The 24,948-nt window shown below is 67.4% G+C and carries 21 protein-coding genes; 14 read left to right on the top strand and 7 right to left on the bottom strand.

The features are described 5' to 3' along the window. Positions 1-107: 107 nt before the first annotated feature. The 10 genes from AC07O0_RS07540 (at position 108) to AC07O0_RS07495 (ending at position 13,513) form a co-directional block, all read left to right on the top strand. Positions 108-860, top strand: coding sequence for a carbohydrate ABC transporter permease (locus AC07O0_RS07540; protein ID WP_494622367.1), 753 nt, complete (start codon positions 108-110; stop codon positions 858-860). A 34-nt stretch (positions 861-894) separates the two neighbouring features. Continuing rightward, positions 895-1,977 (top strand): ABC transporter ATP-binding protein, encoded by a 1,083-nt coding sequence (locus AC07O0_RS07535; RefSeq protein WP_494621533.1) that lies wholly within the window; start codon positions 895-897, stop codon positions 1,975-1,977. Between the two features lie 49 nt (positions 1,978-2,026). Continuing rightward, entirely contained in the window at positions 2,027-3,310 is a 1,284-nt protein-coding gene (locus AC07O0_RS07530; RefSeq protein WP_494621531.1) for an ABC transporter substrate-binding protein, read from the top strand. Between the two features lie 74 nt (positions 3,311-3,384). Continuing rightward, positions 3,385-5,256, top strand: a complete 1,872-nt coding sequence (locus AC07O0_RS07525) for a DUF2264 domain-containing protein (protein WP_494621529.1) — start codon at positions 3,385-3,387, stop codon at positions 5,254-5,256. A gap of 294 nt (positions 5,257-5,550) precedes the next feature. After that, positions 5,551-7,011 (top strand): MFS transporter, encoded by a 1,461-nt coding sequence (locus AC07O0_RS07520; protein ID WP_494621527.1) that lies wholly within the window; start codon positions 5,551-5,553, stop codon positions 7,009-7,011. Next, the gene (locus AC07O0_RS07515) at positions 7,008-8,552 is read left to right on the top strand and encodes an FGGY family carbohydrate kinase (RefSeq protein ID WP_494621525.1); all 1,545 of its coding nucleotides are present in this window, start codon (positions 7,008-7,010) and stop codon (positions 8,550-8,552) included. Before AC07O0_RS07520 ends, AC07O0_RS07515 begins: the two co-directional genes overlap by 4 nt. Further along, a complete protein-coding gene (locus AC07O0_RS07510; RefSeq protein WP_494621523.1) occupies positions 8,549-10,225 on the top strand; it encodes a glycerol-3-phosphate dehydrogenase/oxidase in 1,677 nt (558 codons plus the stop codon). Before AC07O0_RS07515 ends, AC07O0_RS07510 begins: the two co-directional genes overlap by 4 nt. Positions 10,226-10,277: 52 nt before the next feature. Then, complete coding sequence (locus AC07O0_RS07505) at positions 10,278-11,786, top strand: FAD-binding oxidoreductase (RefSeq protein WP_494621521.1); 1,509 nt, start codon at positions 10,278-10,280, stop codon at positions 11,784-11,786. Continuing rightward, entirely contained in the window at positions 11,786-12,370 is a 585-nt protein-coding gene (locus tag AC07O0_RS07500) for a glycerol-3-phosphate responsive antiterminator (RefSeq protein ID WP_454027579.1), read from the top strand. Before AC07O0_RS07505 ends, AC07O0_RS07500 begins: the two co-directional genes overlap by 1 nt. Positions 12,371-12,532: 162 nt before the next feature. Further along, positions 12,533-13,513 (top strand): Bug family tripartite tricarboxylate transporter substrate binding protein, encoded by a 981-nt coding sequence (locus tag AC07O0_RS07495; RefSeq protein WP_494621519.1) that lies wholly within the window; start codon positions 12,533-12,535, stop codon positions 13,511-13,513. 12 nt (positions 13,514-13,525) lie between these two features. On the opposite strand, the gene AC07O0_RS07490 is transcribed toward AC07O0_RS07495, so the two are convergent. Beyond that, positions 13,526-14,074: a regulatory protein RecX gene (locus tag AC07O0_RS07490; protein ID WP_494621516.1), complete on the bottom strand. Its 549-nt coding sequence runs from the start codon at positions 14,072-14,074 to the stop codon at positions 13,526-13,528. A gap of 229 nt (positions 14,075-14,303) precedes the next feature. Between AC07O0_RS07490 and AC07O0_RS07485 the strand changes: the two genes are divergently transcribed. Next, the gene (locus tag AC07O0_RS07485) at positions 14,304-14,603 is read left to right on the top strand and encodes a hypothetical protein (protein ID WP_494621514.1); all 300 of its coding nucleotides are present in this window, start codon (positions 14,304-14,306) and stop codon (positions 14,601-14,603) included. Between the two features lie 81 nt (positions 14,604-14,684). Here the strand turns inward: AC07O0_RS07485 and arfB are convergent, their stop codons facing one another. Next, entirely contained in the window at positions 14,685-15,104 is a 420-nt protein-coding gene (gene arfB / locus AC07O0_RS07480) for an alternative ribosome rescue aminoacyl-tRNA hydrolase ArfB (RefSeq protein WP_494621512.1), read from the bottom strand. A 37-nt stretch (positions 15,105-15,141) separates the two neighbouring features. On the opposite strand from arfB, the gene mazG reads away from it, so the two are divergent. Continuing rightward, positions 15,142-15,978, top strand: a complete 837-nt coding sequence (gene mazG, locus AC07O0_RS07475; RefSeq protein ID WP_494621510.1) for a nucleoside triphosphate pyrophosphohydrolase — start codon at positions 15,142-15,144, stop codon at positions 15,976-15,978. Positions 15,979-16,101: 123 nt separating this feature from the next. On the opposite strand, the gene AC07O0_RS07470 is transcribed toward mazG, so the two are convergent. Continuing rightward, complete coding sequence (locus AC07O0_RS07470; protein WP_494621508.1) at positions 16,102-16,938, bottom strand: invasion associated locus B family protein; 837 nt, start codon at positions 16,936-16,938, stop codon at positions 16,102-16,104. A gap of 239 nt (positions 16,939-17,177) precedes the next feature. Between AC07O0_RS07470 and AC07O0_RS07465 the strand changes: the two genes are divergently transcribed. Together AC07O0_RS07465 and AC07O0_RS07460 are read left to right on the top strand one after the other, a co-directional pair. Beyond that, entirely contained in the window at positions 17,178-19,028 is a 1,851-nt protein-coding gene (locus AC07O0_RS07465) for an extracellular solute-binding protein (RefSeq protein ID WP_494621506.1), read from the top strand. A 14-nt stretch (positions 19,029-19,042) separates the two neighbouring features. After that, a complete protein-coding gene (locus tag AC07O0_RS07460; protein WP_494621504.1) occupies positions 19,043-20,071 on the top strand; it encodes an AMP-binding protein in 1,029 nt (342 codons plus the stop codon). Between the two features lie 2 nt (positions 20,072-20,073). Here the strand turns inward: AC07O0_RS07460 and AC07O0_RS07455 are convergent, their stop codons facing one another. From AC07O0_RS07455 to AC07O0_RS07440, 4 genes are read right to left on the bottom strand one after another with little or no spacing between them, the layout of a single operon-like run. After that, positions 20,074-20,487 carry a hypothetical protein gene (locus tag AC07O0_RS07455; RefSeq protein ID WP_494621502.1) on the bottom strand — a complete coding sequence of 138 codons (414 nt, stop codon included), beginning with the start codon at positions 20,485-20,487 and terminating at the stop codon, positions 20,074-20,076. A 6-nt stretch (positions 20,488-20,493) separates the two neighbouring features. Then, positions 20,494-24,042, bottom strand: a complete 3,549-nt coding sequence (gene mfd, locus AC07O0_RS07450; RefSeq protein ID WP_494621500.1) for a transcription-repair coupling factor — start codon at positions 24,040-24,042, stop codon at positions 20,494-20,496. Continuing rightward, positions 24,039-24,521 (bottom strand): hypothetical protein, encoded by a 483-nt coding sequence (locus tag AC07O0_RS07445; RefSeq protein ID WP_494621498.1) that lies wholly within the window; start codon positions 24,519-24,521, stop codon positions 24,039-24,041. Before AC07O0_RS07445 ends, mfd begins: the two co-directional genes overlap by 4 nt. Before the next feature lie 22 nt (positions 24,522-24,543). Further along, a complete protein-coding gene (locus tag AC07O0_RS07440) occupies positions 24,544-24,840 on the bottom strand; it encodes an FAD assembly factor SdhE (protein ID WP_494621496.1) in 297 nt (98 codons plus the stop codon). Positions 24,841-24,948: the final 108 nt, after the last annotated feature.

Here is a 24,948-nt window from a genome sequence, read left to right as displayed (position 1 = left end):
TTCCGGCCGCGGCGAGCGGGGCCGAGATCGCCTCACCCTTGCGGCGTGCCTTCGCCTACGCGCTGCTCCTCGCCGTGACCTTCGTGCTGCTCTATCCGCTGCTCTGGATGGTGGTGAGCTCGCTGAGACCGGACTCCGAGATCTTCCATTCGACCTCGCTGATCCCGCAGGCCCCGACCTTCGACGCCTATCGCCGCGGCTGGAACGGGCTGAGCGTCGGCTTCGCCCAGCTCTTCCTCAATTCGCTGCTGATCTCGGTTCTGGTCGTCATCGGCAACGTGATGTCCTGCGCGATGGCGGCCTATGCCTTCACGCGGTTGCGCTTCCGGGGCCGGGGCTTCTGGTTCGCGATGATGCTGGGCACGCTGATGCTGCCGCAGCATGCCGTGCTGATCCCGCAATACATCATGTTCCTGAAGCTCGGCTGGGTGAACACCATCCTGCCGCTGACGATCCCGAAATTCCTCGCCGTCGACGCCTTCTTCGTCTTCCTGATGGTGCAGTTCTTCCGCGGCATCCCGCGCGAGCTCGACGAGGCGGCGGTCATGGACGGCTGCGGGCCGCTGCGCATCTTCCTGAAGGTGATCCTGCCGCTGTCGACGCCGGTCCTGGCGACCGCCGCGGTGTTCTCCTTCATCTGGACCTGGGACGATTTCTTCGCGCCGCTGATCTATCTGAACGACATCGAGAAATACACGGCCCAGCTCGGCCTGCGCACCTTCGTCGACTCGGCCGGGCAATCGGACTGGGGCGCGCTCTTCGCCATGTCGACGCTCACCGTCCTGCCGATCTTCATCCTGTTCCTAATGTTCCAGCGCCTCTTGATCGAGGGCATCGCCACGACTGGCATGAAGCGATGACCCGCCCCCCTCGCCCCATCGGACGACAGCCGAGATGACCATGCTATCGCTCACGCAGGTACAGAAGCGCTTCGGCGCCGTCGAGGTCATCCGTGGCGTCGACCTTTCGATCGCGAGCGGCGAGTTCGTGGTCTTCGTCGGCCCGTCCGGCTGCGGCAAGTCGACTTTGCTCAGGATGATCGCCGGCCTCGAGCCGATCTCCGGCGGCGAACTGTCGATCGGTGGCGTCCGGATGAACGACACCGCAGCCTCGCAGCGCGGCATCGCCATGGTCTTCCAATCCTATGCGCTCTATCCGCATATGAGCGTCTACAAGAACATGTCGTTCGGCCTCGAGACGGCGCGGATGGCGAAGGCCGAGATCGACAGGCGCGTGCGCAAGGCCGCCGAGATCCTGCAGATCAGCCCGCTGCTGGAGCGCAAGCCGCGGCAACTCTCGGGCGGCCAGCGCCAGCGCGTCGCCATCGGCCGTGCCATCGTGCGCGACCCGAAGATCTTCCTGTTCGACGAGCCGCTCTCCAATCTCGATGCAGAGCTGCGCGTCCAGACCCGGGTCGAGATCGCCAAGCTTCATGCCGATATCGGCGCGACCATGATCTACGTCACGCACGACCAGGTCGAAGCGATGACGCTGGCCGACCGGATCGTGGTGCTGCGGGCTGGCATCGTCGAGCAGCAGGGCACGCCGCTCGACATCTACAACAAGCCGGCTAATCGCTTCGTCGCAGGCTTCATCGGCTCGCCGAAGATGAACTTTCTCGACGTCACAGCTGCGAACGGCAGCGGCGATGCCGCCATGATCGCGCTCGGCGCCAACCGGTTCGCCATGTCCACCCAGCGCGGCCTCGATGCCGGCGAGCCGCTGACGCTTGGGGTTCGGCCGGAACATGTGGTGGCCGGCGGCGCGCCCGAGATCGACCTCGGCACGCTCGCAATCGTCCATGTCGAGCAGCTCGGCGGCCAGACCATCGCCTATGGCCGGCTCGCCGACGGCCAGGCGCTCAATGTGGTGCTCGAAGGGCAGCGCCGGATCAGCGCCGGCGACAGCCTGCCGGTCGGCGCCATGGCGGGAGGCTGCCATCTCTTCGGCACGGACGAACTGCGCTTGAACAGCTGACCCCGGAAGCAACGACGACAACAACAATATTCAGGGAGGAGAGAGAGACATGCTCAGCAGACGCGACACTCTGCGCGGTGGCCTGGCGCTCGGTGCCACCGCCCTCGCCCCGGCCGCCGGCTTCAACGCCCTGGCCGCCGAGACGGTCATGCGCCTCTACTGGTGGGGCACGCCCACCCGTACGGAGCGGACGCTGGGCGCCGCCCGGCTGTTCGAGGCTGCCAATGCCGGCGTCAAGATCAATGGCGAGGTCGGCGGCGCCGACTACTGGTCGAAGCTGACGACCATGATCGCCGGTGGCAATGCCCCCGACATCTACCAGCTCGAGCCCGGCCGCTTCCCCGACTACAGCCGCCGCGGTGCCACAAGGCCGCTCGACGACTATCTCGGCAAGATCATCCGGACCGACCGGCTCTCGCCCGGCGTGCTGGCGCTCGGCACGGTCGACGGCAAGGTCTCGGGCATGCCCGTGTCGCTCAACGCCTTCGCACTGCTCTATCATTCCGAGCCGTTCAAGGAGGCTGGGATTGCGCCGCCCAATGCCACGACGACCTGGGACCAGTTCGCCAAGCTCTGCGTCGACCTGACCAAGGCGATGGGCAAGAAGAACGTCTGGGCCGTCGGGAACTGCTCGCGCTACATGCAGACCTTCCAGTCCTGGCTCCTCCAGCGCGGCAAGCTGATCTTCACTCCGGAAGGCCGGCCGGGCTTCGACGCCAAGGACGGCGCCGAGTGGTTCGCCTATTGGGACGCCCTCGCCAAGGCGGGCGGCTGCGCCAATGCCGAAGTCCAGGCTCTCGACAAGGCCAATGTCGACAGCAACCAGATGGCGCGCGGCAACGCCGTCATGACGCTGTCCTACTCCAATCTCCTGGCCGCCTATCAGGCGGTTGCCAAAGCACCGCTCGATATCACGTCGCTACCGATCCAGAGCGAATCCACGCCGTCCGGCCTGTTCTACCGGCCGGGTCTGCACTGGTCGATCGCGAGCACGGCCAAGTCGCCTGAGCTGGCCGCCCGCTTCATCGACTTCTTCATCAACGACGTCGAGGCGGGCAAGGTGCTCGGGGTCGAGCGCGGCGCGCCGGTCAATCTCGATGTCATGGCGGCAATCGCGCCGACGATCGACCCGCTGGAGCGCAAGGTCCTCGACTACCTCAAGGCGATCGAGGGGCGGGTCGTCCCCTATCCGCCGCCCTATCCGCTCGGGACCTCCGAGTTCGACGAGCGTTCTTTCCGTTCGATTGCCGACAAGGTCGCGTTCGGACAGCTCAGCCCGACGAAGGCCGGCGAGCAGCTGCTCGCCGACGCCTTGCGCATCATCAAGCCGTAGCGCGACGCCTGACCATCGCGGAGCGCTGCCGGCGCTCCGCTTCGAGAGGACGAGCTGGACGGCGCCAGGTGATCATGAGCGATACCATCTTCCCGGAAGGGCTCTTCCGCCCCTGGTCCGGCAATCCGCTGCGCAGTCGCACCGATGTCGAGAAGGCGCTGCGCGCCCTGGCGGAGCCGGTCGAGCGCTATCGCTCCGCCGGTGGCGCAAGGCTGCGCCTCTCGGCCACCGCCGCTCATTTCGACCAGGCGCCGGCCGATATGGAAGGCTATGCCCGCCTACTCTGGGGCCTGGCTCCGGCGCAGGCGGGCGGTGCCGACTGGATCGACTGGGGGCCGATCGCACGCGGCCTCGCCAATGGCTGTGATCCCGATCATCCGGAATTCTGGGGTTGGCCTGGCCAGGTCGACCAGCGTCTGGTCGAACTCGCGGCGGTCGGCTTTGCCCTGCGCCTGGTTCCCGACAAGCTTTGGGAGCCTCTCGACGCTCGTGCGCAGACGCAGGTCGCCGACTATCTCCGCCGCGGCCATGCTTGCGACTTCGCCGACAACAATTGGAAGTTCTTTCGGCTGATGATCGGGATGGCGCTGGGCAGCGTCGGCGCTGACTACGACCGCTCGCTCGACGAGCGCTATGCGCAGGAGCTCGAGGCGTTCTATCTCGGCGACGGCTGGTACAGCGACGGCAACGTCCGGCGCGCCGACCACTACATACCCTTCGCCTTCCACTTCTACGGCCCGCTACTCGCTGCGCTGCAGGGCGGCGAGCGGGCCGACGCCTATCGCGAGCGGGCCCGGCTGATCGCGCCCGACATCGCGCGCTGGTTTGCCGATGATGGTCCGGCTCTCGCCTTCGGGCGCTCGATGACATACCGCTTCGCCATCGCCGGTTTCTGGGGCGCGCTCGCCTTGATCGGTGAGGAGGCGCTGCCCTGGGGCCAGATCAAGGGCTTCTATCTGCGCAATCTGCGCTGGTGGGCGCAGCGCCCGATGGCCGAGCGCGACGGCATCCTGCCGATCGGCTACGGCTATCCCGACCTGCACATCTGCGAAAGCTACAACTCGCCGCAATCGCCCTACTGGGCCTTCAAGGCCTTCCTGCCGCTCGCCTTACCGGAGGAGCACCCGTTCTGGGCTGCGCAAGAGGAAGCCTGTCCGCCACGACCCGAGCCCGCAGTGCTGCATCATGCCGGCATGGTGGTGGCCAATCCCCCCGGCGATGCCGTCGCTCTGGTCTGCGGCCAGCAGACCGAGCCGACCAATCGCTGGGCCCGCCTCGGGGCGCAGAAATACGCGAAGTTCGCCTATTCCGCGCGCTACGGCTTCAGCATCGAGAGCGATCCGCTGCGCCTGTCGGAAGCCGTCCTCGACAACATGATCGGCTTCAGCATCGACGGCCAGCATTACCGCTTCCGCGAGTACACCGAGGAGGCCCTGCTCGCTGGCGACCTTCTGTTCGCGCGCTGGCGCCCCTACGACGATGTCGCGGTCGAGACCTGGATGTACTGGCAGGGCGACCATCATGTCCGGGCGCATCGCGTCACGACGCCGCGCCGGCTCGTCACGGTCGAAGGTGGCTTTGCGGTCCCGCGTCCGCCGGGCCCACCTGATGGGCTACATGCGGCACCTGGCGAGGCGATCATCCGGACGCCTGCCGACCTGTCGGCGCTGTTCGATCTCTCGCCGAGCATGCAGCGCAGCGGCAAGGCCCAGATCGCTCCGCCCAACACCAATCTCGTCGCATCGAAGACGCTGCTCCCGCAGCTGGTCGCAGAGCTGCCGGCAGGAAGCTCTGTCCTGGCTTGCGCCGTGATCGCCGGCCCGCGCTCGGCGGCGCTCGACGCTTGCGCCCAGACAAGCCGACTAACGCCGCCGGACCTGGCCATGCTCGAAGACAGGATCGCGCGGCTCGGCCGGCCGATCAGCCTGATGCGTCGCCCGGGCTGAGCCGGAAGCCTGGAGCCAGGTTCTCCGCGCCTCGAAGGCGAAGGATGCGATGGATAATCCCCTCGCCTGCGCAGCCCGGCGGACCCTTTCCAGACTCTGAGGACGTCAGCTCGAGGGGCGGGTCACTCGTCGCCATGCGGCCGCCAGCCGGGCTGCCGCGCTGGAGTTGACACCGGTCAGGCCCACGGCTAGCGTTATAGGGCAGAAGCAAGATGTAAGACTGTCTGTATGATGGTCTTCTCCTGCTCTTTTTTTGCTTGCGAAGACCTCAAATAACATTTGGGGAGGTCTTCAATGTCAGCAAGCATCGTCAAGATTCGTGGAATCGACGACGTCACGAGTTACATCGATTCTCGTGATGGAATTCAGGGCCGGGCCGGCGTCATCTGGTGGTTGGCCCTCGGCGGCCTGTTTCTAGACGCTTTCTCCAATTCCGCACTCAGCGCCGGCCTTGCGCCGATGACGCGCAATCTCAGTCTGTCGGCGTCGCAAGTGGCGCTGATGACCTCCTTCGCCTCCTGGGTGGCGATCGCCTTCAACCCGATCGGCGGCTGGATGGCCGATCGCTGGGGCCGCGTGCGGCCACTGATCCTGGCCAAGGTTCTGGCGGTGGTCGGCGCGCTGCTCGTCGTCTTCGCGCCGAGCTTCGAGGTCATCCTGGTCGGGCGCTTCTTCGTCGGGGCGGCCTATGGCATCGACTTCGCCATCGCCATGGCTGTACTGGCCGAATTCACGCCGGCGCGGTTCAAGAGCCGCCTCAATACCTGGCAGGGCATGTGGTACCTAGCGGTCTGCACCAACCTCCTGCTCGCGCTGCTGTTCTTCTCCTGGAATGTCGGCGACACGATCTGGCGCTACTCCGTCGCCGCCACTGCCATCTTCGGCCTGACTATCCTCGTGCTCCAGGCGCTGTTTCTGGTGGAGAGCCCGATCTGGCTCGCCCGCAAGGAGCGGCTCGACGAGGCGGCCCGGGCGATGGGGCGCATCTATGGCCGGCCGTTTCAGGCCGCTGCGCCCGCCGAGCGCATCCCGGTGGAGAACCAGGCCACGCGCGGCCTCGCCAATGTGCTGCTGATCTTCCGCGGCGTCTATCTGCCCCGGACGATCCTGGCCGCGACAGTGCAGATCGCGCAGTCGATCCAGTATTTCGCAGTCGGCTGGTATCTGCCGCTGATCAGCGCGGCCCTGTTCGGGCGTGACTTCGTCTTGGCCACGCTGGGTGCGCTGCTGTTCAATGTCTTCGGCATCTTCGGCGGCTTCCTCTCGCCGCTGATCGGCAAGACGCTCGGCCTGCGCCGCGCCTCGGCGATCGGCTTCGCGGCCGTGTTCGTGATGCTGCTGATCCTTGGGCTCTTCAGCGACAAGCTGCCGCTCTGGGCTGCAGCGATCGTGCCTTCCCTGTTCATCCTCTTCCATTCGGGCGGCCCCGGCGCCAATGGCAAGAGCCTGTCCTCGCTCTCCTTTCGCGGTGAGCTCAGGGCCGGCGCCAACGGTGTCATCGGCGCACTTGGGGCTGTAGGCGCCGCGCTCGGGCTGCTCATCTTCCCGATATTCCGCGAGAGCTACGGCCTCAACACCACCTTCCTGATCCTGTCGGTGGTGCCGCTTATCGCCAGCGTCATCTGCTTCTCGATCAACTGGGATCCGACCCGCACCACGATCAATGTCGACAACGAGCCAGGCGCGCCTCAGTTCGCAGCTGACCGCATCTCGACCGCCGGGCTCGCCCCGGCGAGCAGCGCGGCGCGGTCGTGAGCGCCGCGCGCGAGGTCATCCTCGCCATCGACGAGGGCACGTCCGGAACCCGGGCGGCCGTCGTCGATGCCAGCGGGGTGGTATCCTGCCTCACCTATCAGCCGCTCTCGGTCGATGCGCCGCGGCCGGGCGTGGTCGAGCAGGATGCCGACGCGCTCCTTGCGGGCACGCTCGACGTCTGCCGCTCGACCATTGCGCAGGCCGAATGCGAGGGCCTGCGTATCGTGGCGCTCGCCGTCGCGACGCAGCGCGCCTCCTGCGTACTCTGGGACAAGGTGAGCGGGCGGGCGCTCGTGCCCGCCATGGTCTGGCAGGACACGCAGTACGCCACCGAGCTCGGCCGGCTCGCCCCGGCCTGGGATCAGCGGCTGATCGCCGAGATCGGCAGGCCGACCGGCGTGCGCTCGCCCTATCTCTGGGCGGCCCGCCATATCGAGCGAACGACGCAGGTCGCGCAGGCCTTCAGGGATGGGCGCCTGGCGTTCGGGACGATCGACACCTGGCTGCTCTGGCATCTGTCGGCGCGCCATCCGCTCGTCACCACGCCGACCAATGCGACCTCGGCGGGCGCCTATGTGCTCGCTGAGCACCGCTACCAGCACGACTGGCTGGATGCACTCGGATTTCCCGCGGCCCTGCTACCGGAATTGCGCGAGGACGCGGATGATTTCGGCAGGACCGATCCGGCGCTGCTCGGCATCGACGTCCCGATCCTGGCAAGCATCGGCGACCAGCATGCCGGCGCGATCGGCCTCGGTTGCCTGGAGCGCGGGCAGTCCATGTGCATCCACGGCACCGGCAGCTTCGTCGACCTGATCGTCGGCACCGAGCCGCCGGCGCAAGCCTCGCCCTATGACGGCACGCTGATCATGACGGCTCGCCGACAGAACGGTGCGACGCATCTGGCCGTCGAGACCTTCGCTGCGACCACCGGCTCGGCCCTCAATTGGCTATGCGAGGAGATGCGCTGGTTCGAGGCGCCGAGCCAGATCAGCGAGCTGGCGGCGAGCGTGACCTCGGCGAACGGCATCGCCTTCCTGCCAGCCCTCACCGGCTGGCGCGTTCCGCGGATCCAGCCCGCGGCGCGCGCGGCGCTCAGCGGTCTCTCGATGGCCTCGAGCCGCGCCGAGCTCGCCTATGCGATCCTCGAGGGTATCGCGCAGTCGGTGGCGCTCAGCCTGAAGGCGAACGAGGAAGTGGCAGGCGTCGCGGTGAAGGAGCTCATCGTCGGCGGCGGCCTGTCGAGCAGCGACGCGCTCCTGCAGATGCAGGCCGATCTCGCCGGCGTGCCGATCCGCCGCAAGCGCGACACCGCCCGCGCCACCTTGCGCGGCGCGGCCTATCTCGCCGGCTCCTCCGGCCTGTTCTGGGACGCCTTGCCACGCGAGGGCGAAACCGAGCAGCCCGACGACGTTTTCGAGGCCCGCATCACGGCCGGCGAGCGCGCGCTGCGCTGCGAGCAATGGCAGGCGCGGCTGGCCTCAGAGCTGGAGCATGCAAGGCGCTCCGGCGCCGCTTCTCAGGATAACCGCAGACCATGATTTCCTTCCTGTCGCGAAACTCGGCCCGGGAACGGGCGGAACTGGCGCGCACCGAGCCCTTGCGCTGGAACCGTGGCGAGCAGCTCGACCGGCTCGAGACCGAGGGCTTCGACATCCTGCTGGTCGGCGGCGGCGTCACCGGCGCCTATGCGGCCTTCGACGCCAGCCTGCGCGGCTATCGCGTCGCCCTGGTCGAGAAGGATGATTTCGCTTCCGGCACCTCGTCGAAATCCTCGAAGATGGTGCATGGCGGCCTGCGCTATATCGAGCAGGGCAACCTGTCCCTGGTTCGCCATTCCCTGCTCGAGCGCCAGAGGCTGCGCCGCAACGCCGCCCATCTGGTGCAGCGGCTGCCTTTCCTCTTCCCGGTGCTGGAGCAGAACGGCGTCTTCGACAAGCGCCTCGCCAAGGCGTTCAAGGGCCTGCTCTGGAGCTATGATCTCGCCGGCGGCTGGCGCGAGGGCATCCTGCATCAGAGCCTGAGCAAGGCCGAGGTGCTGGCTCATTGCCCGAGCTTCAGGGAGGACGGGCTCCGAGGCGGCTTCCTGTATTTCGACGCCCGGGTCGACGATGCGCGCCTGACGCTGAGTCTGGCTCGTTCGGCGGTCGCGCGCGGTGCGGCCATTGTTAATCACGCCAGGGCGGTCGAGGTCACGCGCGACCACCACGGCAAGGTCGACGGCGCGATCATCCAGGCCGATGAGCGCGAGATCCGGGTCAGGGCCAAGGTCGTGGTGATGGCGACCGGCGTCTGGCTGCGCGACTGGAGTGGCGTCCGCAAGGGCGATGACCCCTCCTTGTCGATCCGGCCGGCGAAGGGCGTCCATGTCGCGGTGCCCTGGCTGAAGATCCGCAATGACTGCACGGTGACGATTCCCGTGCCCGGCCGCAGCCGCCGCGCCACGATCACCCGTTGGGGCAACGTCTCCTATCTCGGCACCACCGACGAGGATTATGACGGCGATCTCGACGAGGTGCTGTGCACAAGGCGCGAGCTCGACTTTCTGCTCGAAGGCGCCCGCTCGGCGCTCAGGACCGATCTGACGGCCGAGGATGTCGTCGGCAGCATCGCCGGCTGCCGGCCGCTCGTGGCTCCGCCGGGCGGCAAGACGCTCGACATCAAGCGCGATCACAAGGTCCATGTCGCCCCGGACGGGCTTGTCACCATCGTCGGCGGCAAGCTGACGACCTCGCGGCACATGGCCGAGCAGACGATCGACGCCGCTCAGCAAATCCTCGGCCGCAAGGAACGCTGCCGGACCAGGAGCGCCCACCTGATCGGCGCTGCCGGCTACGATCCGCAGGCGATCACCGCCTCGGGCGGTCTCGCGGCCCAGCTCGGCGAGCGCTACGGCACGGAGTCGTGCTTCGTCAGCGACCTGCTTGCGGCTGATCCGCGCCTCGTCGCCCCGATCGTCGAGGGCCTGCCCTATTGCGAGGCCGAGGTCGTCTACGCCGTCCGGCACGAACTGGCCGGAACGGTCGAGGATGTCCTGTCCCGCCGCATCCGTGCCCGCCTGATGGCGCGCGACGCCTCGGCCCGCGCGGCGGCGCGGGTCGGCGAGATCCTGCGATCCGAGCTTGGACTGTCCGAGGAGACCGTGGCGCGCCAGGTGCGCGACTACCAGGCCTCGGTCGCTCATGAAAAATCCGTTCTGATGGGAGCACACTGAGATGTTGAGCAAAGAGGCGATTCGCCGGGGTTATAATCGCGGCCGATACGTCGTGGGGGCGCATACCCCGCCCGGCTGGGTCGCACGCATCAAGGAAGGCTCCGACGTCCCCGGCCTGCAACGCGATCCGATTGCAGTCGGTCCGGCGGTCCTCGATTCCCTGCGGGCCGCCGCCGACGAGGTGCTGACCGCGACAAGCGACGTCGTCGGCTGGACGCGTGACTGGTGGGCCGGCTCGATGATCACCGAGACCGCCGGCAAGCCCGCGACCCCGCAGGCGGTCGTGGTCAAGGTCTCCAGCGTCGAGCAGGTCCAGGCGGTGATGCGGATTGCCCATGCGGCGTCGATCCCGGTCACCGTGTCGGCCGGCCGCAGCAACGTCACCGGCGCGGCGCTGCCGGTGCGAGGCGGCATCGTTCTCGATGTCTGCCAGCTCAACAAGCTGGTCGGCTTCGACAGGGAGAGCCAGATCGTCGAGGTCGAGGCCGGCATGTTCGGCGACATCTTCGAGCAGACGATCCAGAGCCGCTACGGCATGACCATGGGCCACTGGCCCTCCTCCTTCGCGATCAGCACGGTCGGCGGCTGGGTCGCCTGCCGCGGCGCCGGACAGCTCTCGACGCGCTACGGCAAGATCGAGGACATGGTGTTCAGCCTCGATGTCGTCCTCGCCGATGGCAGCCTCGTCACCGTTGGCGGCTATCCGCGGGCCGCGCAGGGCGGCGATCTGCTCCAGCTCTTCATCGGCTCGGAAGGCACGCTCGGCATCATCGTACGGGCCCGCCTGAAGCTGCACCGGCTGCCCGACTACGGCCGCGCCATCGCCTATGGCTTCGAGAGCTTCGCGATCGGCCTCGACGCCTGTCGCGAGATCGTCCAGCGTGGCGCCAACCCGGCCGCCCTGCGGCTCTACGATGCCTGGGAGAGCGGCGTGCAGTTCCAGCTGCCGCAGACCAATGTCCTGCTGATCGCCGATGAAGGGCCGCAGGAGATGGTCGACGCCGTGATGGCGATCAGCCGCAAGGTCTGCGAGGAGCTCGGCCAGGAGCTGGACGGCGAGGCCATCTTCGAGCGTTGGCTCGATACACGCTATCTGACCGGCAAGAGCGCCGAGGGCTTCACCCCCTCGCCCGGCTTCGTCTCGGACACGCTGGAAATGGCCGGCCCCTGGAGCAGCCTGGCCACGGTCTATTCCGAGGTCGTCGCCGCCATCGCCGCGGTGCCCGGCACGCTGGCCGGCTCGGCTCATCAGTCGCATGCCTATATCGACGGCGCCTGCCTCTATTTCTCGCTGCGCGGGGAAGTCGCCGTCGGGGAGCGCGCCAACTGGTACCGGCAGGCCTGGGACGCGGCCAATGCGGTGCTGTTGCGCCATGGCTCGGCGCTCAGCCACCATCACGGTGTCGGCCTGCTGCGTGCGCCCTATATGCAGGCCTCGCTCGGCCCGGCTTTCTCCGTGATGGAAACCGTCAAGCGGGCGCTCGACTCGAAAAACATCCTGAATCCCGGCAAGCTCGGTTTGGGAGACGAGGTTCTTCGCGACATGACCCCCGGGAACTGATGGATAAGTCCTTCGCCGTGCAGCTGGCACGCCACCCGGTCATCGCGACCGTGTACGGGGCCGAACCCATCGAGGCCTTCATCGCCAGCCGCGCGACGATCGCGATCGTCGCCAATATCGAGCTCCGCAAGCTCCAGCGTGTGATCCAGACGCTGGAGAAGGCCGGGAAATACGCCATCCTCAACATCGACAGCTGCGACGGCCTGTCTCAGGACAAGGGCGGCGTCGACTATCTGGTCGATATCGGCGTCAAGAGCATCGTCTCGACCCGCGTTGCGACGATCCAGCGGGCGAAGCGGGCCGATCTCGTCACCATCCAGAAGATCTTCGTGACCGATCGCTCGACCTTGCCGCGCAGCATCCATGCGCTGGCCGAAAGCAAGCCGCATCTGGCCCAGCTCATGCCGGCGCCGATCCTGCCTTTCGTCAACGCGCAGCTGCGCAAGGCGATGCCCCCCATCGTCGCCTCCGGCTTCGTCTGCACCCGCGAACTGGCCATCGCCGCGATCGGCCACGGCGCGGTCGCAGTCTCGACCAGCGACAAGCTGCTCTGGGACCTCGACGCCAAGGAGTTGCGACGCTGACCAAGGTCGTGCGGCTCCGGCGTCGGGCCAGGCCACCACGACCTTGGTCGGGTTGCCATTCGCAGGTCGCGATGCGCTAATCTGACGCAACGCTCGGCGCTCGCCGCAAGCGCAGTCGCAAAGACCTTGAAGAGTCCGCGAAATCCCAGGGAGGTCACATCGATGTTGAAGTCCGGCTGGCTCGGCGCACTGGCGCTCGCCACCTTTGTCCAGCTCGTCCCGGCGACACCGGCGACGGCGCAATCCTGGCCGCAGCGGCCCGTCAGCTTCATCGTGCCGTTCCCGGCCGGAGGCGGCACCGACGCCTTCGCCCGCCCCCTCGCCGCCCAGCTCGAACAGCAGTTGGGCCAGCGCATCCTGATCGACAACCGCGGCGGCGCCGGCGGCACGGTCGGCGCCTCGGCCGCCTCGAAGGCGGCACCTGATGGCTACACCTTCTTCATCGGCGCCGCACATCACGCCATCGCTCCGGCGCTCTATCCCAAGCTCGACTACAACATCCAGACCGATTTCATCCCGATCGGCGTGATCGCCCAGCCGCCACAGGTCGTGGTCGTCCATCCCGGCAAGGTCCAGGCCAAGACGCTCGCCGAGCTGATCGACTTTGCCAAGAAGAACCCGGACAAGCTGAACTACGGCTCTGCCGGCAATGGCACGACGCACCATCTCGCCGGCGAGCTGTTCAAGCTCACCACCAAGGTGAACCTGACCCACGTCCCCTATCGCGGCGCCGGCCCGCTGATGCAGGACCTCGTCGCCGGCCAGGTCGACCTCGCCTTCGATGGCCTCGGCTCGTCTGCGGCGCAGATTTCCAGCGGCACGCTGCGGGCTCTCGCTGTCGCCGCGCCCAAGCGCGCCAGCGCCTTCCCGGACGTGCCGACCACGGCCGAAGCGGGCGTGCCGGGCTACGAGGTCTCGACCTGGTATGCGATGTGGGCGCCGAAGAACACGCCGCCCGAGATCGTCGCGAAGATGACGGCCGAGCTGCAGAAGGCCCTGGCTGCGCCCACGGTGACCGAGGCCTGGAAGAGAAACGGCTCGGAAATCCCGAACCTCTACGGTCCCGCCTTCGGCGACTTCGTCAAGACCGAGGTCGCACGCTGGGGCAAGGTCGTCGCCGAGGCCAACGTCAAGCCGGATTGAGCGAACGGGCAGTCACGCGCCCTCGCCCGCGCCGTCGATCACGGCGCGGGCGATCGTCAGGCTGAAACCGGCGCGCGCCAGCGCCGCAATGTCCTTCTGACGCTGCTCCGCGCGATCGCCACGGCGCCACGGACCGAGGCGTTTGCGGCGCGCTGCGGTGCGCGCCGCCTCCAGCTCGACCTGCGGATCCACTGTCACCGTGTCCGCGACCAGCTCCCGCCCAATCCCTTTCGCCGCGAGCCCTGCCGCTACCGCGCGCGCCGAGCGTCCCTTGCGGCGCAGGCTCTGCACCTTCGCCTCCGCGAACCGCCGATCATCGACCAGGCCGGAGGCCACGCAGGACGCGACGATCTCGTCCACCAGCGCCCGGAACGCTTGCGGGTCGAGCCCGTGATGTCGGCAACTGCGCTCGACCTTGCGCAGGAGGACGCGCTGCAATTGCGCCGCCGGTACCGAATAGCGCCCGAGATAGTGGAGAGCGGCCTGCCGCAGATATGCGGTCGTGATCTTCTTGGGCGCCGGTCGCGCTTTCGCCGTCTCGTCCCGTTCAGTCTCGCTCACGCCAGCCCCCTGCCCGCAGCCCGGACGGCATTGCGGGATTCGCCTCATATTGGGCCTGACTAAGGCCGGCACCTCGCGAAATCACCTTTGAAATCTCTCAGAATGGTCAAACCCCGTCGCTTGCATCGCGTGTGCGTCGCTCGTGCTTCGAAAAGCGCGGCTGCCGATCGCCTTATGAGCGGCGCAACAGATCGGCCGCGACCCGTCGCGCAGCAACGAGGAGAAGCTGATGAAGGCTATCAAGACGTCCGTGATCGTGCTCGCCGCGTCGGCCCTGCTGGCCGGCCCCGTCCTGGCCCAGGGTGTCACGACCGATACCCAGACTCGTGGCCAGGCTCGTGGGACGACCTCCGCGCCCGGTGCCGTTGGCGGCGCCGACACCGGCGTCGATGCACAAGTCGGCGCTCCCGGCGCGAAGGCCGGCGTCAAGGTCAAGGCGGGTACGGCAGGAGGTGTCGAAGCCCCTGCCGGCGCAGCCAGGGGCAGTGCCGGAGCCTCCGGCAAGGCAGGCACTGACATCAAGCGCTGACGGGCTCAGCCCGTTCATCGACAGCTGTCGATCTCCGGGTGAGGCCGAGCCATCGGCCTCACCTTTTTCATGACCGCGAACCTAGTCCAGCCTCGGCTTGCCTCGGCCTGACTTGACCGAGGAGCGCCGCTCCTTCGAAGCGAGGCGCCGCTCCTTCGAGGCCTTGGTCGGCTTGGTCGCTCGCCTGACCTTGGGTCGAATTTCAGCCTGCCGGATCAGCTCGATCAGCCGCGCCAGCGCCTCCTCGCGATTGCGGCTCTGGCTGCGATGCTCCTGCGCCGTGATGACGATCACGCCATCTTGCGTCAGCCGGCTGCCGGCGAGCTTCATCAGGCGGAGCGCGACGTCATTGGGCAACGAAACCGAGCGGCGGGCGTCGAACCGGAGCTCGACGGCGGTCGAGACCTTGTTGACATTCTGCCCGCCCGGACCGGAGGCGCGCACGAAGCTCTCCTCGATCTCGCTTTCGTCGATCGCGATGGACGGGGTGACTTGAATCATGGGAGGACGCTACCCCAACCTGAAGAGGATTGCAGCGATGAAGCCAGCTCGCGACATCGAGCGCCTGATCGAGATCATGGCCGCGCTGCGCACCCCGGGCACCGGTTGCCCCTGGGATCTCGAGCAGGACTTCGCCTCGATCGCCCCCTACACAATCGAGGAGGCCCATGAGGTCGCCGACGCCATCGCCCGTGGCGATCTCGTCGATCTCAAGGATGAGCTCGGCGACCTCCTGTTGCAGGTCGTGTTCCACGCCAGGATGGCGCAAGAGCAGGGCAGCTTCGCCTTCCCCGATGTCGTCGAGGCGATCACCACCAAGCTGATCCGCCGGCATCCGCATGTCTTCGGCGATGCCCGAGATCTGTCGCCCGCTGAGGTCAAGGCGCTGTGGGGACAGATCAAGGCGCAGGAGAAGGCCGATAAGGCGCGCGCGAGGGCGCAGGCCGGGCTGCTGGAGCCGGCGGAGGCCAAGGGCGTGCTCGCCGGCGTGCCGACCACCCTGCCCTCGCTGACCCGGGCCTGGAAGCTCCAGGCCAAGGCCTCGACGGTCGGCTTCGACTGGAACGATGCCCGATTGGTGCTCGACAAGGTCCGTGAAGAGACCGCCGAGATCGAAGAGGCGCTCGCCGGCGGCGACAAGGCCGCGATCCAGGAGGAGATCGGCGACCTGCTCTTCGTCATCGCCAACCTGGCCCGCCATGTCGACGCCGATCCCGAGGCCTGCCTGACGGCGGCCAATGCCAAGTTCGAACGGCGCTTCGCCGGTATCGAAGCGGCGCTGGAGCAGGAAGGGCGCGAGCCGCGCCAGGCCTCGCTCGAAGAGCTCGAGGCGCTCTGGCAACAGGTGAAGCGCGCCGAGCGCACTGTCTCCTGAACCAGAGCATCGCACTGAAAAGTGGAGTCCACTTTTCGGAGAAATCCGATGCTGAAACAGAAGGTCTAACGAAAACGCCGGGCACGAGGCCCGGCGTCGGTATGGGTTCGCCTGGTCGGCAGATCAGGGCTTCGGAGCCGGCGTCGCACCCGGAGCCGGGGCCAGGCCGGGAACAGCCGGGGTGCCCGGGGCCGGAGCCGCGCCAGGCGTGGCATCGGCGGCGCCGCCGCCGAGGCGCTTGCGCAGCTCTTCCTGGCGCTTGGCGAGCTCGTCCTGAAGCTGCTTTTGCTGCTCTTCCAGCACCTTCGGGTCGATCGGCGCGCCGTCGAAGCCCTTGGCGAAATCCGCGAGCGGGATGCTGAAGGAAACCTCACGCGCCGCCTGGTTCTGGACGCTGATGTTGAGGTTGGTGCCCTTCTTCATCGCGTTGATGAAGTCGTCCTTGACCTGCGCCTCGGCGAAGCAGCCATTCGGGAAACAGACCGCATAGCGACCTGGCGTCGGCTGCGCCGTGTCGACGCCGAAGCGGATGCCGGGCTGCAGCAACAGGCCGAGCGGCATCAGGAAGCGCACGATCTTGTTCGGATCGCCCTTCACGTCATAGACGGCGACGGCGAGGACCGGCTGGCCCTGATCCGAGACGAAATCGCGCGTCGTGTAGCAGATTTCCTTGTTCGCGGCCTGATCCTTGCCGCAGACCTTGGTCCAGGTCGTCTGCGACGGCTCGGGCTTGACCTGCACGACGGTCGGGCCGGTCTGGGCAGCCTGGCCCTGGGCCGGCTGCGCCGGAGCGGGAGCGGGCTGCGCCGGGCGGCTCGGAGCCGGACGCGGCTGGGCCTGCTGCGCGAATGAAGCGGCGGGAGCAAGAGCGACGGCGGCGCCCAGCACGAGCGCGAGGCTGCGGACCGTGCTCTTCGCGGTGGCGCCCTGGCTCTGGGACAGGCGGGTCGAAGCTGACATCTGCGATTCCTTGACCATGGAAACTCGTTCGGCCGCCATATCCGGCGGCGTGCATCACCCAAGGCTCAACCGGCACGGTGCCGGAGCCGGTAGCGGCGTGAGCACATCAAGCGCGATTGAGGCGTTTGAATGACGCCCGGCCTGCGTTTAGCGAGTTCTGCAGCAGGTTTCCAGCCCGAAGAGCGCCACGCGACAAGTTTGATCGCATGTTATCCTGCGGCAGGGAATCAGGTTTGAGCATGCATCGACGTATCCGCGCCCTGGCGCGCCCGGTTTGGATTTTCGGGCTCGTCCTCGCGAGTCTCGCGGCTTTCGGGCTCGCGGACGGGCTGCGTACGCTCGCCGCCGAGAACGATAATGCGATCGCCATGCATGGCGAGCCCGAGCTTCCCAAGGGCTTTGAGCACCTTCCCTATGCCGACCCCAAGGCGCCCAAGGGCGGGCGAATCATCTTCGGCCAGCAGGGCACGTTCGACAGCCTCAATCCGCTCGTCGTGCTCGGCGTCGCTCCGGACGCCGTGCCGCGCTATGTCCAGCAGAGCCTGCTCGTCCGCTCCGCCGACGAGCCGTTCACCGCCTATGGCCTGCTGGCGAGCAAGATCGAGCTCAACCCGGAACGGACCCGCCTCGCCTTCCAGATCGATCCGCGCGCCCGCTTCGCGGATGGCAGGCCCGTCACGGCCGAGGATGTGATCTTCACCTTCGAGATGCTGAAGACCAAGGGCAAGCCCTTTCACCGCTCCAGCCTGGCGCGGGTGACCAAGGTCGAGGCGCCCTCGCCGGACCGCGTCGTCTTCGAGCTCGGCGACGGCTCCAACCGCGAGCTGCCGCTGGTGATCGGCGCCATGCCGATCTTCGCCAAGCACGCCACCGACGCCGAGAAATTCGGCGACACCAGCTTCAAGCCGGCACTCGGCTCCGGCCCCTACATCGTCGAGGAGGTCAAGCCTGGCGAGATGCTGCGCCTGAAGCGCCGCAAGGATTTCTGGGCCGAGGATCATCCCCTCACCCGCGGGCTCTTCAACGCCGAGGAGATCCGATACGATTTCTACCGCGATTCCAACGCATTGTTCGAAGCGTTCAAGGCTGGACTTTATGATGTCCGCCTCGAAAGCGACCCGACGCGCTGGATGACCGGCTACGACGTCCCGGCTGTGCGCGACGGCCGGATCGTCCGTGACACCTTCCGCTTCCAGGCGCCGAAGGGCATGACCGGGCTGGTCTTCAACACCCGCCGCCCGCAGTTTTCCGATATCCGCGTCCGCGAGGCGCTGGCCATGCTGTTCGACTTCGAATGGGCCAACCGCAACCTGTTCCACGGTGTCTATCGCCGCGCCGGCAGCTTCTTCGCCGACAGCGAGCTCTCGGCGCTCGGTGTCCCCGCCGACCAGCGCGAGAAGGCATTGCTTGCCGCCTTCCCCGGCGCCGTGCGCGACGACATCCTCGCCGGAACCTGGGCACCGGCCACGACTGATGGTTCCGGCCGCGACCGCGACCAGGCCCGCCGCGCGCTCGATCTGCTCGAGGCTGCCGGCTACCGGCTCAACGACGGGCAGTTGCGCAAGGGCGGCAAGGGGGATGTGTTCGGCTTCGAGATCACGGTCACCAACCGGCCGCAGGAGCGGCTGGCGCTGAACTACGCGACCTCGCTCGCCCGCCTCGGCATCGCCGTCTCGGTCCGGCTGATCGACGACGTCCAGTACTGGCGCCGGCTCTCCACCTTCGATTTCGACATGATCCAGTGGACCTGGCCGGCCTCGGCCTCTCCCGGCAACGAGCAGATCGGCCGCTGGGGCTCGGCCAACGCCGAACGCAAGGGCGCGCTGAACTATGCCGGTGCGCGCTCGCCGGCGATCGATACGACATTGCAGGCGCTGCTGGCCGCGCGCTCGCGCGAGGATTTCGTCGCGACCGTGCGCACGCTCGACCGGCTGCTGCTGTCCGGCTTCTACGTGGTGCCGCTCTACTATTTGCCCGAGACCTGGCTGGCGCGCACGCGCGAGATCGCCTTGCCCGAACGACGCGCGAAGTTCTTCTTCTCCAACGAGACGCTGGCGCGGCTGCCTTCCCCGCCGGCGCCCGCGAACTAGGCCGGCCGATGCGGATGGGCTCCGACGAAATCTCCATCGGCGCGCTGGTCGAGGGGCTCGATTTCGACAGCCTGCTCAAGGCGCTCGCCGCCCGCCGCGGTTATGAGCCGGCCTTCCGCGACCCGCCCGGCCGGCGCGACTGGAGCGATTTCCCGCCGAGCGCCTTCGGCTTCGCCGAGCTCGACGGCCGCGTCGACCGGCTCGCAAATCTGCTCCTGCTGGCAAGGCCGCAGCCCGGCGCCTGCGTCGCGATCCTGGCGCCGCTCGGCCCGGAGGCATTGGTCTCGATCCTGGCGAGCCTGCGGGCCGGCCTGTCGCCGATGATCCTGCCGGCCCATGCCAGGGAGGCGGAGCTGATTCCTCTGATCGAGCGCTCCGGCGCCGTGATGGCGCTCGGTGTGCCACGGATCGGTGACCTGCAGCCGCTACACCTGCTCCGCGATGTCGCCGCCCGCTCTTTCGGCATGCGCTTCATCGGCGGCTTCGGTACGCGCGTCCCCGATGGCGTCGCTGCGCTCGAACCGTTGCTTGGTCATGGCGCCGCGCCGTCCGCACTGCCGCCTGCCGCGGTCCGGGCGCCGATTCGCGTCGTCGACGGCCACAGCATGACCGGCCCGTTTCCGGTCAGCGAGAAGGAGGTGCTGGCCAAGGCGCTGGAAATCTCCCGCGTTCTGAAGCCGCTCGCCTCTGCACGGCTGATCACCACCCTGGTCGGCGGTGACCTCGCAGCGCTCGCCACCGGCCCCGGCATCGCGCTGCTGACCGGCGTCGAATTGCTGCCGCTCGGCCTGTTCGTGCTCGATGATCTGCGTGCCTGCCTGGAAGGCGGGCGCATGGTCCATCTCGTCATCCCCGCGGCGATGGAGCCGGCGCTCGCCCGCTCGAAGCTCGGCGGTCACAAGGCTTTGACCAGCCTCGTCGTAACCCGCCGCGCCGGCGAGGATGACGGATTGCCCCGCCTCGACCGGTCGGACCTCGCCATCGTCGACGTGATCACGCACGAGCCGGAGCGTGTCGAGGTCAGGCGGCGCAATCCGGGCTGACTTCAGACTTCAGCGGAAGCAATCGCGATCTCGTTGCGACCATCGATCTTGGCCATGGCTGCAAGCTGGTCGGCAGCCTGCCCGTACAATCCCGGGTGCGCCTCGAAGGTAAAACAGGTGACCCGGCCGAGCTGAAGCAGCTCCGCCGCCTGCACAGTCAGCGTCATGACGATCTCGCCTTCGCGGCAGGTGATCTGCTCCACCCCGCCAGTGCAGGCCAGGCTCTGGTCGGTCCGCTCCAGATAGAGCTCGTCCTCGACCGGCCGTGGCTGCTGTCCGCTCAGAGCCGTACCGCTGACGATGTGCAGCACGTCGAGCGGCTCGCCGGCCGAGGCAAAGCCGAGCGAGAGGACGATCAGCTCCCCGTTCTCGACGAGGACCTCCTCGACCTCGAAGCGCCCGGCTTCGCCGCCCATTGCCCGTCAGGCCGCCTTCTTGCGCTCGGCGATGCGCGCGAGATCGGTCAGCAGCCGGCGCGTACCCTTCAGGCGCTGCTCGGCATCGTCGAAATCGTCGATGAAGACGACGCGCATATCCGGGCGGACCTTGGCCAGCGTGCCCTGCTTGGCAACGTAGCCGACGAGCCCCTCCGGATTGGCGAACTCGTTGTCGCGGAAGGCGACGATGATGCCCTTCGGCCCGGCCTCAACCTTCTCGACATTGGCGCGCTTGCACAGCGCCTTGATCGCGACGATCTCCAGGAGCTGCTTGACCTCCTCCGGCAGCGGGCCGAAGCGGTCGACCAGCTCGGCGCCGAAGGATTGCAATTCGCCGTCCTCATCCATGGTCGAGAGGCGCTTGTAGAGCGTCAGCCTGAGCGTCAGATCGCCGATATAGTGCTCGGGGATCATCACCGGCGCGCCGATCTGGATCGTCGGCGACCAGTGCGCATCGCTCTCGATCTCGACGCCGGCCTTGAGCGCCGCCACCGCCTCCTCCAGCATCTGCTGGTAGAGCTCGTAGCCGACTTCCTTGATATGGCCGGACTGCTCGTCGCCGAGCAGGTTGCCGGCTCCTCTGATGTCGAGGTCGTGGCTGGCAAGCTGGAAGCCGGCGCCGAGGGTATCGAGCGATTGCAGCACCTTCAGCCGCCGGTCGGCCTGCTCGGTCAGCTTGCGGTTGGCCGGCACCGTGAACAGCGCATAGGCGCGCACCTTCGAACGACCGACGCGGCCGCGCAGCTGATAGAGTTGCGCGAGACCGAACATGTCGGCGCGGTGAACGATCAGCGTGTTGGCGGTCGGGATGTCCAACCCGGATTCGACGATCGTGGTCGAAAGCAGGATGTCGTACTGGCCCTCATAGAAGGCCGTCATCACGTCTTCCAGCGTGCCCGCCGCCATCTGGCCATGGGCGATGCCGACCTTGCACTCCGGCACCTGCTTGTCGAGGAAGTCCTTGACGTCGGCGATGTCCTCGATGCGCGGCACGACATAGAACGAGCGCCCGCCCCGATAGCGCTCGCGCAGCAGCGCCTCGCGCACGATCAGCGGATCGAAGGGCGTGACGAAGGTGCGGACCGCGAGCCGGTCAACCGGCGGCGTCGCGATGATCGAGAGCTCGCGCACCCCGGTCATGGCGAGCTGGAGCGTACGCGGGATCGGCGTCGCGGTCAGCGTCAGCATGTGCACTTCGGCGCGCATCTCCTTCAGCCGCTCCTTGTGGGCGACGCCGAAATGCTGCTCCTCGTCGACGATGACGAGGCCGAGATCCTTGAAGTCGATACCCTTGCCGAGCAGCGCATGAGTGCCGACGGTGATGTCCATCGTCCCGTCATTGATGCCCTGCTTCACCGCCTTGAGGTCGGGCGCCGAGACGAAGCGCGAGGCCTGGCCGACCTTGACTGGTAGACCGGCAAAGCGCTCGGCGAAATTGCGGTAGTGCTGGCGCGCGAGCAGCGTCGTCGGCACCACGACCGCGACCTGCTTGCCGGCGAGCGCAGCGGTGAAGGCGGCGCGCAGCGCAACTTCCGTCTTGCCGAAGCCGACATCGCCGCAGACCAGCCGGTCCATTGGGCGGCCGGCGGCGAGGTCGTCGAGTACAGCATCGATGGTGTTCTGCTGGTCCTCGGTCTCCTCATACGGGAAGCGGGCGCAGAACTCGTCATAGAGCCCGTCCTGCGGCACCAGGCGCGGCGCCTCCTTGAGGGCGCGGGCGGCGGCGATCTGGATCAGCTTGCCCGCCATCTCGCGAATGCGCTGCTTCAGCTTGGCCTTGCGCGCCTGCCAGCCGCCACCGCCGAGCCGGTCGAGCACGACCTCGGTATCCTCCGAGCCGTAGCGCGAGAGCAGCTCGATATTCTCGGCCGGCAGGAACAGCTTGGCGTCGCCGGCATAGTGGATTTCGAGGCAGTCATGCGGCGCGCCCGCCGCCGTGATCGTCTGCAGGCCGACGAAGCGGCCGATGCCGTGGTCGACATGGACGACGATGTCGCCCGGTGTCAGCGACGACAGCTCGTTGATGAAGTCTTGCGGCCGACGCGCCTTCTTGCGGGGCCGCACCAGCCGGTCGCCGAGAATGTCCTGCTCGCCGATGACCGCGAGCTTCCCAGCCTCGAAGCCGGTCTCGAAGCCCCAGACGGCGAGCGCGGTGGTGCCGGGCCTGAGGTCGAAGGCGGCTCGCAAGCTACCGGTCATCTGCACGGTCTTGAGACCGTGATCCGCCAGCACATGCGCCAAGCGCTCACGCGAGCCTTCCGACCAGGCGGCGAGGATGACGCGCCGCCCTTCCGCCTCCAGCGCCTTCACATGCGCGACGGCCGCGTCGAAGACGCTGCCGGAATTGTCGGCGCGCTCGGCCGCGAAGCTGCGGCCCTGCTTGCCGCTGAGATCGACAACGAGCTTGCCCTCGCTCTCCGGCAGCTGGAACGGCGTCAGCGAGGCGACGCCGGCCTCGCCGACGATGCCGCGCCAGTCGGCCGGCGTCAGGTAGAGCGCCTCCGGCAGAAGCGGCTTATAGGGAATGGAGCCAGGCGACGGCTGGTCGAGCGCGCTCTTGCGGGCGTCGTAATAGTCCTTGATCAGGCTGATGCGCTCAGCCACCGCGTCATCGGCGTGATGGTCGAGCACGATCGGGACATCGGGCAGATAGGTGAAGAGCGTGTCGAGCTTCTCGGCCAGCAGCGGCAGCCAGTGCTCGAGGCCGGCCGGGCGCCGGCCCTCGCTGACCGCCTCGTAGAGCGTGTCGTCGCGGCCGGGCGTGCCGAAGGTCGAAATATAGGACTGGCGGAAGCGACGGATCGAATCGCTCGTCATCTGCGCTTCGGACATCGGCACGAGGTCGAGCCCGCGCAATTGCCCGGTGGTGCGCTGCGTCTCCGGATCGAAGGTGCGGATCGATTCCAGCGTATCGCCGAAGAAATCGAGCCGGATCGGCGCCGGCATGCCCGGCGGGAACAGGTCGACGATGCCGCCGCGCACGGCGAACTCGCCGGTCTCGCGCACGGTCGAGGTCCTGAGATAGCCGTTGACGTCGAGCCAGCGCGCCAGCTCCTCGGTGTCGACCATATTGCCCGGCGCGGCCGAAAAACTCTCGGAGGCGACCTTGCCGAAGGCAGGGACGCGCTGGAGCGCGGCGTTGACGGTGGTCAGCAGCAGGCGCGGCCGGTCACCCGATTTGGTGCGGGCGAGGCGCGACAAAGTCGTCATCCGGTGCGCGACGATCGAGGGCGCGGGCGAGACGCGGTCATAGGGCTGGCAGTCCCAGGCCGGGAAGGTCATCACCTCGAGATCGGGCGCCACGAACTGCAGCGCGTTCTCCAGCACCTGCAAGCGCTGGCCGTCGCGGGCGATGAAGACGATCAGCGCCGGCCCTTCCGATTTCTTGGCACGGGCGCGCGTCAGATCGGCGAGCACGACGGCGTCGAAGCCATCGGGCACGCCGGCGAGCATCGGCTTGTCGCCGCGATTCAGCGCATCGAGGATACGCTCGAGCTGCGGCTTGGCGATCTGGGCGGGAGGCGGAATGCTCATTCGATCATCGACGAGGGATCGTCGGCCTTCTGATAGTCTGCAACGGGTGTGATTGTGATTGTCTCGACGGTAGCTCGGAGTTTCCCGAAGGCGCCGAAGCAAGGCTCGATCTCGAACTCGATGTCGCCTGCGCCGACACCGGTCCCCACTTGCGTTGGATGAGGCTCTGTGGGTCGGGCAAAGCTCAGCGCCATGGCGCTCATGACGTTCTGATGATTGAAGCCTTCAAGCGAGACGTCGATGGTATCCAAGGCCTTGAAGGCGAACGTGACGACAAGGTCGGGCCGCGGTGAGCCATCGCGCCGACCCGGGAGAGACACGCTCAAGGACGCGCCGCGCCGGTCGAGATCGAGACGAAGCAACTCCGCATCGTGGAACGACGGGTAGCCGCCAAACCAACCCAGCAGCTCGCGGCCGCCCGGAATCGACTCCAGAACGCGAATGGTTTCTGCGGTGGCTGGACCGATTTCCCGCGCCATCAATGAATGCCCAATCCCCGGCTCACACGTGGATCGGCTTGTCGTGCTGGTGGAACGCCTTCAGCTGCCGGAACACCTCGCTGTCGTAGTTCTCCGGCACCTGCGCCTCCCCCGTCACCCAGCTCAGCAGGTCGCGGTCGAGCACCTCGATCAGCCGCTCGAACTCATCGAGCTCGGCTTCGCTCAGATTGCCGATCTGCGCATCGGCAAAACGCCCCATGATCAGGTCCATCTCGCGCATGCCGCGATGCCAGGCGCGGAACAGGATCTTGCGCCGGCGCGGGTCGAGACCTTCGCTGCTACGGGTCGAGCCACTCATCATCGGCCTCGCGGACAATAGGAATAAGGCCGGCCCCGTCGCGAAGCCTGCCGTCGCGGGCTATATAGCGAGCCGACCACGCGAAGTCAGCGGCTGATACGCTGCTGA

This window comes from Allobosea sp. GW821-FHT10B12 (assembly GCF_059415545.1).
The sequence above is the reverse complement of the archived record's forward strand: the minus strand, read 5'-3'. Positions and strand labels throughout refer to the sequence as shown.

Coding starts and splice junctions, on each gene's coding strand:
- AC07O0_RS07540 (WP_494622367.1), top strand. CDS start 108: ATGGTGGTGAGCTCGCTGAGACCGGACTCCGAGATCTTCCATTCGACC.
- AC07O0_RS07535 (WP_494621533.1), top strand. CDS start 895: ATGACCATGCTATCGCTCACGCAGGTACAGAAGCGCTTCGGCGCCGTC.
- AC07O0_RS07530 (WP_494621531.1), top strand. CDS start 2,027: ATGCTCAGCAGACGCGACACTCTGCGCGGTGGCCTGGCGCTCGGTGCC.
- AC07O0_RS07525 (WP_494621529.1), top strand. CDS start 3,385: ATGAGCGATACCATCTTCCCGGAAGGGCTCTTCCGCCCCTGGTCCGGC.
- AC07O0_RS07520 (WP_494621527.1), top strand. CDS start 5,551: ATGTCAGCAAGCATCGTCAAGATTCGTGGAATCGACGACGTCACGAGT.
- AC07O0_RS07510 (WP_494621523.1), top strand. CDS start 8,549: ATGATTTCCTTCCTGTCGCGAAACTCGGCCCGGGAACGGGCGGAACTG.
- AC07O0_RS07500 (WP_454027579.1), top strand. CDS start 11,786: ATGGATAAGTCCTTCGCCGTGCAGCTGGCACGCCACCCGGTCATCGCG.
- AC07O0_RS07495 (WP_494621519.1), top strand. CDS start 12,533: ATGTTGAAGTCCGGCTGGCTCGGCGCACTGGCGCTCGCCACCTTTGTC.
- AC07O0_RS07485 (WP_494621514.1), top strand. CDS start 14,304: ATGAAGGCTATCAAGACGTCCGTGATCGTGCTCGCCGCGTCGGCCCTG.
- arfB (WP_494621512.1), bottom strand. CDS start 15,104: ATGATTCAAGTCACCCCGTCCATCGCGATCGACGAAAGCGAGATCGAG.
- mazG (WP_494621510.1), top strand. CDS start 15,142: ATGAAGCCAGCTCGCGACATCGAGCGCCTGATCGAGATCATGGCCGCG.
- AC07O0_RS07470 (WP_494621508.1), bottom strand. CDS start 16,938: ATGTCAGCTTCGACCCGCCTGTCCCAGAGCCAGGGCGCCACCGCGAAG.
- AC07O0_RS07465 (WP_494621506.1), top strand. CDS start 17,178: ATGCATCGACGTATCCGCGCCCTGGCGCGCCCGGTTTGGATTTTCGGG.
- AC07O0_RS07460 (WP_494621504.1), top strand. CDS start 19,043: ATGGGCTCCGACGAAATCTCCATCGGCGCGCTGGTCGAGGGGCTCGAT.
- AC07O0_RS07455 (WP_494621502.1), bottom strand. CDS start 20,487: ATGGGCGGCGAAGCCGGGCGCTTCGAGGTCGAGGAGGTCCTCGTCGAG.
- mfd (WP_494621500.1), bottom strand. CDS start 24,042: ATGAGCATTCCGCCTCCCGCCCAGATCGCCAAGCCGCAGCTCGAGCGT.
- AC07O0_RS07445 (WP_494621498.1), bottom strand. CDS start 24,521: ATGGCGCGGGAAATCGGTCCAGCCACCGCAGAAACCATTCGCGTTCTG.
- AC07O0_RS07440 (WP_494621496.1), bottom strand. CDS start 24,840: ATGAGTGGCTCGACCCGTAGCAGCGAAGGTCTCGACCCGCGCCGGCGC.